Origin of the sequence: Pseudomonas sp. GM49, assembly GCF_000282355.1 — a bacterium.
Taxonomy (GTDB): Bacteria; Pseudomonadota; Gammaproteobacteria; order Pseudomonadales; family Pseudomonadaceae; genus Aquipseudomonas.
In genome coordinates, this window is record NZ_AKJL01000265.1 from 1 (window position 1) to 12,633 (window position 12,633).

A 12,633-nucleotide genomic window follows, 5' to 3' on the forward strand; every position below is an offset into this window, starting at 1 on the left:
CCCCTGCCGCTAAAATCAGCGGTGACATCCACGTTCTGGTGGCCGGCGCATTTGTCGGTGCAGTGGCTGAGGCGGCTGCGAAAATCGCTGGGGTGGCCAAAGTGCTGGTCGCCGACAATGCCGCTTACGCCAATTTGCTGCCGGAAAACGTGGCTCCGCTAATCGCGAATCTGGTCATCGAACAACGCACGATTTACAGCCATGTCCTGGCTTCGGCCACCTCCAACGGCAAAAACATCCTGCCGCGGGTTGCTGCACAACTGGACGTTGACCAGATCTCCGAGATCATCTCGGTTGAAAGCGCTGACACCTTCAAGCGCCCGATCTACGCCGGTAACGCCATCGCGACCGTTCAGTCGAACGCGGCGGTCAAAGTCATCACCGTGCGTGCCACCGGTTTCGACCCGGTGGCCGCTGTTGGTGGTTCGGCTGTCATCGAAACGGTCGCCACCGTTTACAACGCGGGGAAATCCAGCTTCGTCGGCGAAGAACTGGCCAGGTCCGATCGTCCGGAACTGACCGCTGCCAGGATCGTCGTTTCCGGCGGTCGCGGCATGCAGAACGGCGACAACTTCAAACACCTGTACGCCCTGGCTGACAAGCTGGGCGCTGCCGTCGGTGCTTCCCGCGCCGCGGTCGACGCAGGTTTCGTACCGAACGACATGCAGGTCGGTCAGACCGGCAAAATCGTTGCGCCACAGCTGTACATCGCGGTCGGTATCTCCGGCGCGATCCAGCACCTGGCCGGCATGAAAGACTCCAAAGTGATCGTTGCGATCAACAAGGACGAAGAAGCGCCGATCTTCCAGGTGGCCGATTACGGCCTGGTGGCGGACTTGTTTGAAGCGATCCCCGAAATGGCCGCCCTGGCCTGATTACCGACCGACAGGAGCGATAAACATGAGCAGTTCCGATTTTTCAGCCTGGATTGGACGTCGTCAGGAAAGCCAGGACCGAATCAGCTTCAACCTGGTCAAACGAATCGCCGCGACATTGAGCGAAGAGGCACCGCAGCCTGGTGAACCGCTGCCGCCGCTGTGGCACTGGGCGTTCTTTCAGGAGCCAGTTGCCGCCAGCGAACTGGGTCCGGACGGTCATCCGGCGCTCGGTGGCTTCCTGCCACCAGCCCACAACCGCAATCGCATGTGGGCCGGCAGCCGAATCGAGTTCTACCAGCCGTTGAAGGTGGAGTCTGACGTGACCTGTGTATCAACCATTCTCAACGTCGAAGAGAAGCACGGGCGCACGGGTTCCTTGTTGTTTGTCACGGTACGCCATGAGTATTTCCAGGACGGCAAACGCGCTCTTCAAGATGAACAAGACATCGTCTATCGCGAACCCACTCCTCCCAAACTGAGCGGCACCGAAGCACTCCCTGAAGGCCAATGGCAGGCACGGGTCGAGCCCTCGGCGACCCTGCTGTTCCGCTACTCCGCCGTCACCTTCAATGGCCATCGAATTCACTATGACTGGCCATACGTCACAGAGACCGAAGGTTACCCGGGCTTGGTGGTGCATGGCCCTTTGATCGCCACCCTGAATCTGCGTGCGTTTACCAAAGCACACCCGAACGTGCGCTTGAAGCGTTTCACCTTCCGTGGCGTCCGGCCTTTGATTTCGCCTCACCCTTTCGAGGTTGGCGGACGTCTGATAGATAGCGGCAAGGCACAGCTCTGGGCAGGTAATCACAACGGTACAGCGCAGATCGGCGAAGTCCAGTTCAGCGCGGGAGAAACCCCATGAATACGTCCATTGTTCGCTCCGCCCTGTTTGTGCCGGCCACGCGTCCCGAGCGCATACCCAAAGCCATCGCTACCGGTGCGGACCGGGTCATTGTTGATCTGGAAGATGCCGTGCAGGAGAACCTCAAGGAACAGGCCAGGGATAACCTGGAGCGCTTCTTGAGTGACAATCCGGACGCCCCGATTCTGGTGCGAGTGAATGCCCCTGATCACTGGGCCCACGTGGCAGATCTGGAACTTTGTCGACGACACGCCGGCGTGATCGGAGTTTTGCTGCCCAAAGCAGAAAGCGCGGAGCACGTCCTCACGGCTGCCAATACCCAAAGGCCGATCTGGCCCATCATCGAAAGCGCCAAGGGCCTGGCCGACCTCCAGGCGATTGCCCAGGCCCAGGGCGTTGAGCGCTTGTCATTCGGCAGCCTTGATCTGGGCCTGGACCTGAACTTGACCACCGGCAGCCATGCCGCCGAAGAGATCCTGAGTCACGCTCGATACGCAGTACTGCTCGCGACTCGGGTGGCTGGCCTCGCTCCGGCACTGGATGGTGTGTTTCCTTCCATACAGGACACCGCCGGCCTGCACAGCACCGTTCAGTTTGCCCGCGACATGGGGTTTGGTGGCGCGTTATGTATCCATCCGAGCCAGGTGGCAATCATCCATCAGGCGTTAAAGCCAAGCCCTGAAGAATTGCTCTGGGCGCAACGCATTATCGAAGCCGCCAGCTCAGGTGAAGGCGTCTTCGTGCTGGATGGGCAAATGGTCGACGCACCGGTCATTGGTCGCGCGCACTCCATTCTGGCGCGCGCGACCTGATTCAGCGGCGGCAGTTTGCTTCGAAGCTGCGCATTCATTCCCACCTCGCAGGATGGTGTCATGACTAACGTTTCCAGCCTTACCCATGCCATTTCGATCAACCCCGCCAACGGCGAGCAGATCGGCCACTACCCCCTTCGAAACACGGCCCCGCCATGCTGACCGCCAACATGGCACCACCTGATCCATTTCGATCAGGAACAATTCCTTGCGGGTTTGCTTGCGCTTGCCGGCGTACTCGGCGTCGGCAAAGTTTATTTGGTTCATCGGGAAACCAGTGCAACGGGATCGGCGTATTTCACCAGAAACGGGAAGTCTTTTGCGGACCATCCCCAAGGAGGGAGAATCCCGTAAATTGGAAGTCGGGACGCAGAACAGCAGCGACGTGTTCTAAGAATCGCCTGATGTCCATCGACATTTCAGTTGATTAGGCTGCAACGCTCCTTGGCCAACCCGTACAGCCCTCTTCATGAAGCGTTTAAAACTACAGCGCCCCCTGCTCTCCTTTGTCGCGGCGACGTTTCTGGCATGTACGTCAGACGCCATGGCCGGCAGTTGCAAAGCCATCGATTCCACCACCGAAACCCTTAACTTCGGCGCCAGCCTGGCCAACGGCAGCCTGACGATCCCCGCTGACACGCCCGATGGCACCGTGGTCTACCAGGACACCGTGCAAGGGGCCGGTCATAGCTGGACGTGCACGCTGGCTTCGCAATATGGCGTACTCCTCAATCCAAAGCGGGGCAGCGTAACCGGCAGGGTAACGACCTTCCCTTTAGGCAAAACCGGACTGTCATTCCGCATTTGGATAGAGTGGCTGGATCGCTACGAAGCGTCTTTGCAAACGATCTCTGCGAACTCCGCCTATGGCTTCAGTGCCGGTAGTGTGCGGCTGGAAATCGTCAAGACTGGCAAGCTGGCTTCGCAGGTCAGGATCGATGCGGGCGCCCTGGGCAGCCTGCAAGACGATGATCTGATCCTGAAGAAATTCAATCTGACCAACCCCATCGTATTGAATGCAGCCTCCTGCCAGACCCCGTCCGTGCCGGTCGCCATGGGTGACGACTATCACCTGCTCGACTTTCGCGAGACTGGCGCGACCCCGCGCACGGTACGTTTCAATATTGGCTTGAACCAGTGCCAGACCGGCATTAAGAAAGTGACCTACTCGCTCAAGGCCAACACCCCGGTCATCGATTCGGCAAATGGCATCGTCGCGCTCAATGACAGCTCCACCGCCAAGGGCATCGGCCTGCAATTGATGAATGACGCCGGGCAGCCCATGGCACTGGACACCACCTACCCGTTCGACGCTTTCACCACCACCGGCACCGACTTCAAGATTCCCTTGTCGGCCTCGTATTACCGTCTGGCGACGGATGAACTCAAGGCCGGCAGTGCCAATACCGATGTCACCTTCATCGTGAACTACCTGTAAAAACTAAGGATCGTCTGATTCTCCCGGCGCCTGGCCGCCCCTACAGTGCCGGAATGAGATTAAAGAATTACCTCCATCAGATCAGCCCGATCCTGTCCTCACCCGATGCTGCGCGTCGCCTGTTGCGCATGTTTGCCCTGGTGCTGCTGGTGGGCATTCTGGGCGGCGTGTACAGCTTTCTGCTGTTTACCTTCAACAACGAAATCTCCCAGCGCCGCAGCTACATGAGCAGCGCCATCGCCGAGGCCCATACCTTTTTCACCACCCGCGAAGCGTTGCTGGAAAGCCTGAGCCTGTCGGCCACGCGCAAAGCCAAAATAAATGTGCCGGTGTCCGATGAAGAGATCCGCCTGCTGCTGGGACAAACGCCAGGCCAGCAATGGAGCATCTGGCTGACCCAGCGCATGCGCGACTACCTGAAGGCCAAACAGCTCAACCTGATCTACGTCAGCAGCGGTACCGACGCCCAAGTGTCACGGCTGTATAACGTGACCTCGCAGGCCCGCGACTTTCCCCGGGCCATGCTGAACCAGCTGGAAACCCTCAAGCACCACAACACCAGCGCCCTGCAAGAACTCTGGCTGACCCATGCGGCAGACGGGCACTCGCAGCTGTACATCTTTATTCGCCTGGACGAACGCGACATCAACTCCGGCTGGCTCGGCCTGGAAATGGACGACCGTGAAGTCTCCAGTGCCTTGAGCGACCACAGTGCCGGCGAGTTCACCATGTTCAATTCGCAAGGCATGCCGCTCTTCAGCAACAGCCACAAACCACCGCCCGGGCAGCATCTGCCGCTCCTGCGGCAACAGGACTTTTTCGGTTTTGTCGGCGACGGTTGGCTGCCCGAGCAGTTGGTGTTGCGCAAGCAATTGAAATCATCGGATTGGCAGCTCACCTACTCCATCGACTTGCTCGCGGTGTTGTCGGCACTGTGGCCGCAAATGCTCGGTGCGCTGGTGTTCTGCCTGCTGAGTATCAGCCTGGTGTGTCTGCTGACCCGGCGTCTGGAACACCGCTTCATTAACCCGGCGATCCACCGCATCCAGGCACTGGTGGAAAGCGAGTTGTTCAGCCGCGACGTGATCCAGACCGCCCCCGTGGCGCTGTGCGTGCTGCGGCGCACCGACGGCCAGGTGGTGCTGGAAAACACCCTCGCCCGACAATGGCTGGACGAATGTGGCGAGCAACTGGGCGCCGGCTGGATTCGTGATGCCTTCGACGCTACCGAACCTTGCCTGACCGATTACTTCGAGACCGCCGATGGTCGTCATCTTTATCTGAGCTGCGCGCCCACCCGCTACAACGGCGAAGACGTGTTGCTGTGTGCGTTCAGCGACATCAGTGCGCGCCGGCAAATCGAAGCGGCGCTGGAGCAGGCCCGCCAATCGGCCGACGCCTCCAACGAGGCCAAGACCTTGTTTCTCGCGACCATGAGCCACGAAATCCGCACCCCGCTCTACGGCGTGCTCGGCACACTGGAATTGCTCGCCCGTACGCAGCTCGATACCCGGCAGAAAAGTTACCTGCGCGCCATCGAGGGCTCGTCCGCTACCTTGCTCCAGTTGATTTGCGATGTGCTGGATGTGTCGAAGATCGAGGCCGGACAACTGGCTCTGGAGTTGAGCGAGTTTTGCCCGACGACGCTGGCGCAGGAAGTAGTGCAGGGTTACGCGGCAGCGGCGCAGAGCAAAGGCTTGCAACTGTATGCCTGCCTCGACCCGCAACTGCCGGATCGGCTGATGGGGGATGTCAGCCGCGTGCGGCAGATCCTCAACAATCTGCTGAGCAACGCGGTCAAGTTCACTGATTCCGGGCGCGTGGTGCTGCGGGTCAAGCTGCAATGTCGCGAAGGCGAACGCGTGTGCCTGCAATGGCAAGTATCGGACACCGGCAAAGGCATCGCCCATGACGATCAGGCATTCATTTTCGAACCGTTCTACCAGACCGAAGGCAACACCAACGTGGTGGTCGGCACGGGCCTTGGCCTGCCCATTTGCCTGCGTCTGACGCACTTGATGAATGGCACCCTGCGCATGGTCAGCGAGCCCGGACTGGGCAGCAGTTTTTCCCTGTGCGTGCCCTTGCAGCAACCCTCATGCAACGCATCCCCTGCAGCCTTGCCGGCATTGGCAGCGGACATCGTGTATGTGGCCTCGCCCATACGCGAACTGGCCGACAGTATCAGCGGCTGGTTACGCCGTTGGGGCGCCCGCCCGCATCTTGGCGCACCTGACTGCATGGAACCTGGCGTGACGGCTGTGCTGCTTGAGCTGTATCCCGCGCCCTGCGAGCAACGCCCGAGCCTGCCATGGCAAGGGCCGCGGGTACTGGCCTGCGGCGACGGCGCCCACGAGCCACAGTTCAGCGGTGATGGCTGGAAGGTCAATCTGAACGATCTGGCCGCGATCCAACGGGCAGTTCGCCAGGCCCAGGGCGGCCAGATTGCCCAGCACCCGGAACAACGAGAACCCCATGCGTTGCTAACGTTGCGCCTGCACATCCTGGTGGCAGAGGACAACGTCATCAATCAACTGATCCTGCGCGATCAGCTCGAAGAGCTTGGCTGCACGGTGGCGTTGGCCAGCGATGGCGAGGAAGCGTTGTCGCTCTGGCACGAAGGCACATTCGACATCGTCCTCACCGACGTCAACATGCCCAGACTCAACGGCTACGACCTGGCCGAAACCCTGCGACGTCAGGGCTGCACCACCCCGATCATCGGCGCCACCGCCAACGCCATGCGCGGTGAAGACGCCCTGTGCCTGGCCGCCGGCATGAATCACTGCCTGGTCAAACCTTTTACGCTGCGAGCCTTGTTCGCTGTCCTGGCTCCCTACGAACGAGTTGCTCATGAAGCCCTGTAGCATTTTGATAGTCGAAGACCACCCCTTCCAGCACCGGTACTTGCAGAACCTGTTCAACGAGTTGGGCGACTTCGACGTCGTGTGCGCCAGGGATGGCGAAGAAGCACTGGCCTGTCTGAAAGAACGCGACTTCGACCTGGCACTCACCGACCTGCTGATGCCGGGTATGGATGGCGTGCAGTTCATACAGGGCCTCGCTGCGCAACGTTCGCGCCCCGCGCTGGCAATCATGAGCGCTGCGTCACGCCGCATGTTGATGGGCGCCAGCCTGGTGGCGAGCAACCTGCAAGTGAAAGTGATCGGACTGATTTCCAAACCGGTGAACACGGCCGCCCTACGCTGCCTGATCGATCAGTTGCAGGCGCTGCGCCAGACGGTACCGGCCAAGACCCGCGAAGGCATCGACCGCCAAAGTATTTTGCACGCCCTCGACAACGGTGAACTGCAAGCCTGGTTCCAACCCAAGAAAGCCCTGAACAATGGCCGGATCGTAGCCGCTGAAGCGTTGGTGCGCTGGGTTCATCCCGAGCATGGCACACTACTGCCCGGCGCATTCCTGCCGGCGCTGGTCGCCTTTGGCCTCGAAGAGCGCCTGCTGTGGCGCGTGCTGGAACAAGCGATTGCCGCCCAGATCGCATGGCGGCAGCAGGGCTATGACATTCCGGTTTCGATCAACCTGCCCACGCATCTGCTCAACAGCCACGATCTACCCGACCGCATCCTCGCTTTCGTGCTTGCCCATCAAGGCTTGCCTGCACGGATCTGCTTCGAATTGATGGAATGCTCGGTGCCCGATGACATCAGCAACTTCTACGCCGGTGCCTGCCGCTTGCGGATCAAAGGGTTCGACCTGTCCCAGGATGATTTCGGCAAGGGCTACAGCTCCTACATGAATCTGGTGTCGGCACCCTTCACCGAATTGAAGATCGACCGCACACTGGTGCAAGGTTGCAACACCAATGAGGAACTGGCCCAGGCGCTGACCAGCATTGTCAGCCTGGGCCGCCAGTTGGGACTGACCGTGGTGGCTGAAGGCGTAGAAACTGCACAGGAGCTTGCTCTGTTGCGTAAAATCGACTGCACTCAAGTTCAGGGTTTCCTGATCTCCCACGCCGTGTCTTCGGATCAGTTCCAGCAACTGCTGACCCATGACGGACCGGCGAACGCTTATTGACCCGCAAGCGGGTGTTGGCGAGCGTCATTTTCTATCGAGGTCACTGTGTCAAAAGGCTCTTACTTCATCGCTGGCCAGGCGCTGTAATGCCACATCCCAATGCCTTCCTGGAGAAACTCGCCAGCAGTTCATCGCGCCTGAACAAGAGCTTGCTGGTGCTCGGCGCGCTGGTATTGCTGTTGCTGGGTATCAGCTACGTGGGGGTGATGCGCATGATCGAAGAACAGCGCGATACCCTGCAGTTTCATTTTGCCCGGCTGATGGAGAATGTCCGCGAACAGGAAGTGTTCCTGCAGGATATCTCCCGGGAAAGCAACAAGGGCAAACTGATCCCCATAGCCATGGGGCCGCCCTACATGCAAAAACCTCTGCCCGAAGAAGGCCCGAACATTTATGAGGGCCGCGGCCTGCCGTTTTCGCTGCCCTACAGCTTGAAGATCAATCCGCAGAGGATTGCCCCCGATCAATACGTCAAGGTCTTCACGCTGGGTACCTATCTGGCCGCCTACTACAGCGCGTTCGGGTCGGCGTCGCACTATCAGTCGCCCCAGGTCATCCTGATCAATGGGCCCGACAACTTTGATGTGGCCGTGCCGGCCGCCGGGCGTTTGCGCGGTGCGGGACAGATGCAGATTGGCGCGCTTGTCGAGGTGATGACCCAAGTGAACCAGCGCGATCAGAACTCGTCTCAGCCCGATTTTCAGGTGCACTGGGAGCCCTACTCATCCCGTCAGGATGACAGGGCCGCGCCGACCCTGTTGGCCTACGTGAACATCAGCCTGTCCAGGACCCCACTGACCGTCGAGGGGGCCGACACCCGGGTGGTGCTGGGCTCGCTGCTGGATCTGTCCCAGGTCAATAACATCGAGCGGCTGATGCAGTGGTCGATCTACGACAACTTCACCTTGATTACCCCCACCGGTGTGGTCCTGACCGGCGCCCTGAAACCCGGGCAGACGCTGCACGAGGACGTGAATTTCAACCGCGACGGCCTGGTGTTCAAACTGACCAGTCCCGGCGAGTCACACTGGACAGCGATCTACGTCATCAGTGTCCAGAGTTTCCTCGATTACGCGCTGTGGCCATTGCTGTGCCTGGTCGCACTGGTGGTGGCGATGCTCGGTTGCGGTCGGGCCATCAATCGCTGGTACCGGACCCGGGTCATCCTGCCCGCCCAAAGCGCGCACGCCAGCATCGCCGAAAGCGAGGCGTTCAGCCGCGCGGTCATCGACACGGCGCCGACCGGCCTGTGCGTGATCCGTCGCAGCGACCACCGCGTGCTTCTGGAAAACCAGCGCGCCCAGCAATGGCACGACACCCGCGAACTCATAAACCTGCTCAACCAGCAGCCGCCGACCGAATCCGGCCACGCGGACCTCGAGATTGACCGGCGCCACCTGCACGTCGCCTTCGTGCCCACCCGCTATCAGGGCCAGGACGCCTGGTTGTGTGCGTTGCATGACGTGACCCGGCATATCGAAGACGCGGCGGCGCTGGAAGATGCGCGTCAGGCCGCTGACTCGGCGAATCAGGCCAAGAGCCGGTTCCTCGCCACCATGAGCCATGAGATTCGGACCCCTCTGTATGGCGTGCTGGGCACCCTGGAACTGCTCGGCCTGACCCCGCTCGCCCCGCGCCAGCAGGATTACCTGCACACCATCCAGCGATCCTCCGCCACGTTGTTCCAACTGATCAGCGATGTGCTGGATGTCTCGAAGATCGAAGCCGGGCAGATGACCCTCGAACTTCAGGATTTCTGTCCGCTGGAACTGACCGAAGACACCGTGCGCACCTACAGCGCCTTCGCCCGGTCCAAGGGCCTGCAACTCTATGCCTGCATCGAGGCGACGCTGCCAGATCGGCTGCACGGTGACCCGTTACGGATTCGCCAGATCCTCAACAATCTGCTGAGCAACGCGATCAAGTTCACCGACAACGGCCGCGTAGTGCTACGGGTACGGGTGCTGGAAAGCGTCGACGGCCGCGTCAACGTGCAGTGGCAGGTCAGCGACTCGGGGGTGGGGATTTGCCAGGGGCAACAACAGCAACTGTTCGCCCCCTTCTATCAGGTCAACGATGCCACCGAACAGGCCGGTGCCGGTCTGGGCCTGGCCATTTGCAAATGGCTGTGCGAATTGATGGCGGGCCAGTTGAACGTGGTCAGCGAACCCGGACTGGGCAGCAGCTTCACCCTGCAACTCGCGCTGGAGCGAGCGCCCGGCGGTCTGGCCGATTGCCCCGCATTCAGCCCCGGCACCCCCGCCGTCTATGTGCGCGCGCAGGTCACTGAGCTGGCACAACACCTCATCGCCTGGCTCAACCGTTTTGGTCTCGACTGCCGCCCGCTAACGGTCGATACGCCAGCGCCATCGGCGCTGCTGGTGGAGCTTTCACCACCTGCCAACAGGCCGCCCTGGCCCGGCCCAAGGATCATCGCCACACCGGACGGCCCTAACCCGTCGCAGTTGCGCGGTACCGACCGGGAAGTCGACGCCCACGATGTACGCGCCATTGCCTGGGCCATTTACCTGGCACAACACGGCGCCAGTACCGACAGCCGTCCTTTGCTGCCAGAAAAGACCCGGCGCTTGAATCTGCAGGTAATGGTGGCGGAAGACAACGTGATCAACTCGGCAATCATCAAGGAGCAATTGCAAGTGCTGGGCTGCTCGGTGGTGGTCGCGGCCAATGGCGAACAGGCCCTGGCGCAGTGGTTACCCGGGCGCTTCGACCTGGTGCTGACCGACGTGAACATGCCTGTCATGAACGGCTACCAATTGGCCGAGGCGCTGCGTCAACAGGATGAAACGTTGCCGATTATCGGCGTCACCGCCAATGCCCTGCGCGAAGAAGGCGAACGCTGCGCCGCCGTCGGCATGAACGCCTGGATGGTCAAGCCGCTGAACCTCGCCACCTTGCGTGCGCACCTGGAGAAACATTGCAAAATTGCCATACCCGCCGCCATCGCCATGCCAATACAGCTGTCGCCGAAAATGCGCGAACTGTTTGTCACGACCCTGCGCCAGGACATACACGCCACATTGACTGCGCTGGACAGCGCCGATGCCAATAGAGTGGCGCAGCAACTGCACAGCATGGCCGGCGCGTTGGGTGCGGTGCAGATCGATGCCATGGCCACTACGTTTGTCGAACTGGAGTGTCGTTTGAACGGCATGGCCGTGACGACCGCCCTGAACCTGGAAGTCCGCCAGAATCTCACTCGGTTGAATGATTTACTGGATACCCTCGAATAATTTCACTCTGGATAATCACCCATGGAAACCCTCAACGTTGTCATTGCCGATGACCATCCCATTGTACTGGTGGGGGTACGTGAGCTGGTTGAGCGTGACGAACGCTTTCGCGTGGTGGGCGAAGCCGTTTGCTCCAACGAGCTGATCGATCTGCTCGAAAACAGGCAGGTGGACCTGGTCATCACCGATTTCAATATGCCCGGCGACTCGCCCTACGGTGACGGCCTGAAACTGGTGGAGTACCTGACGCGGCGCTTCCCCACAGTCCGTGTGCTGGTGCTGACCATGATTTCGAACCCCTTGATCCTGACGCGCCTGCAAGAACTCGGGGTTCTGGCCATCATCCAGAAAAACCAGCTGCATATCGAAATCGAAGCGGCGCTCAAGGCCATTGCCCGGGGCAACCCGGTTCGCAGCAACGGGCCGCCGCCGACGTCAGTGATTTACGACGGCGCTGACCTGGACGAGCGATTTACCCGGCTGTCACCCAAGGAACACGAAATACTGCGTTTATTTGTCTCTGGATTAGGCGTCAACGAGATTGCACGGGGATTAAACAGAAGTGCAAAGACCATTAGCACTCAGAAAATATCAGCCATGCGTAAACTTAACGTTAGCAGTGATCAGGACTTATTGACTTACTGCATGGAACGCAACTTGTTCAACTAACAGGAGACTTCTTCAAACTTCAAACTGGCTTCTAGGAATCGTCTGATGTTCCACCAGGAGTCAGCCCTATATCGTGTTGTTTTAACCCCACCAATGGTAAACAACATGAAAAAGCTGTCTCGCGCACTTCTCGCCCTTTCGATATTCGCCGCTGCAGGTAATGCCCTGGCAGCCGACCCACCGGTTACGCCAACCAAGGCCGGCAGCGGCACCATCAACTTCACCGGCACCATCAACAACGATGCCTGCTCCGTTGAAGGTGCTGCAAAGAACAAAACCATTTCGGTAGCCATGGGTGAAGTGTCGATCAAGGACATGGGTACGGCCACCGCGCCTAAAGGCAACGGCACGCTGAGCGTCGAAAACTTCGACATGAAGATCAACTGCAACGCCGGTACCAAGGTGGCCATGATTTTCGAACCCACCAAAGGTGCAGGTTCGGGCATCGTTACCGGTACCAAAGTGCTGAAGCTGATCGACGGCATGGGCGCCGCCAAGAACATTGGTATCGCCCTGCTTGACGCTAACGGTGCATTGATCGACCTGAGTTCGCCGACCACGGCGAGGATCGAAAACACCCTGCAAGACAGCAACACCACGCTGAAATTCTCGGCCGCCTACGTCACCACCATCGATGCGGCATCGGCCGTTGCCGGTCGTGGCGATGCCACCCTGC

At 59.9% G+C, this 12,633-nt stretch carries 9 protein-coding genes; all 9 read left to right on the top strand.

Features of this window, described 5'->3' with window-relative positions:
• A partial coding sequence (locus PMI29_RS06635) for an electron transfer flavoprotein subunit alpha/FixB family protein (RefSeq protein WP_008001887.1) occupies positions 1-875 on the top strand: 875 nt, incomplete at its 5' end.
• A 25-nt stretch (positions 876-900) separates the two neighbouring features.
• Complete coding sequence (locus PMI29_RS06630) at positions 901-1,743, top strand: FAS1-like dehydratase domain-containing protein (protein ID WP_008001890.1); 843 nt, start codon at positions 901-903, stop codon at positions 1,741-1,743.
• Positions 1,740-2,555, top strand: coding sequence for an HpcH/HpaI aldolase/citrate lyase family protein (locus tag PMI29_RS06625; RefSeq protein WP_008001892.1), 816 nt, complete (start codon positions 1,740-1,742; stop codon positions 2,553-2,555). The genes PMI29_RS06630 and PMI29_RS06625 overlap by 4 nt, the downstream gene beginning before the upstream one ends.
• Before the next feature lie 469 nt (positions 2,556-3,024).
• The gene (locus tag PMI29_RS06620; protein ID WP_008001897.1) at positions 3,025-3,993 is read left to right on the top strand and encodes a fimbrial protein; all 969 of its coding nucleotides are present in this window, start codon (positions 3,025-3,027) and stop codon (positions 3,991-3,993) included.
• A 53-nt stretch (positions 3,994-4,046) separates the two neighbouring features.
• Positions 4,047-6,860, top strand: a complete 2,814-nt coding sequence (locus PMI29_RS06615) for a response regulator (RefSeq protein ID WP_008001899.1) — start codon at positions 4,047-4,049, stop codon at positions 6,858-6,860.
• Positions 6,847-8,034 (top strand): EAL domain-containing response regulator, encoded by a 1,188-nt coding sequence (locus PMI29_RS06610; protein ID WP_008001901.1) that lies wholly within the window; start codon positions 6,847-6,849, stop codon positions 8,032-8,034. The genes PMI29_RS06615 and PMI29_RS06610 overlap by 14 nt, the downstream gene beginning before the upstream one ends.
• Positions 8,035-8,120: 86 nt before the next feature.
• Complete coding sequence (locus PMI29_RS06605; protein ID WP_008001903.1) at positions 8,121-11,288, top strand: hybrid sensor histidine kinase/response regulator; 3,168 nt, start codon at positions 8,121-8,123, stop codon at positions 11,286-11,288.
• Positions 11,289-11,309: 21 nt separating this feature from the next.
• Positions 11,310-11,957 (top strand): response regulator, encoded by a 648-nt coding sequence (locus PMI29_RS06600; protein ID WP_008001905.1) that lies wholly within the window; start codon positions 11,310-11,312, stop codon positions 11,955-11,957.
• 105 nt (positions 11,958-12,062) lie between these two features.
• Positions 12,063-12,633, top strand: a 571-nt coding sequence (locus tag PMI29_RS06595) for a fimbrial protein (RefSeq protein WP_033052618.1), incomplete at its 3' end; no start/stop codon positions are given.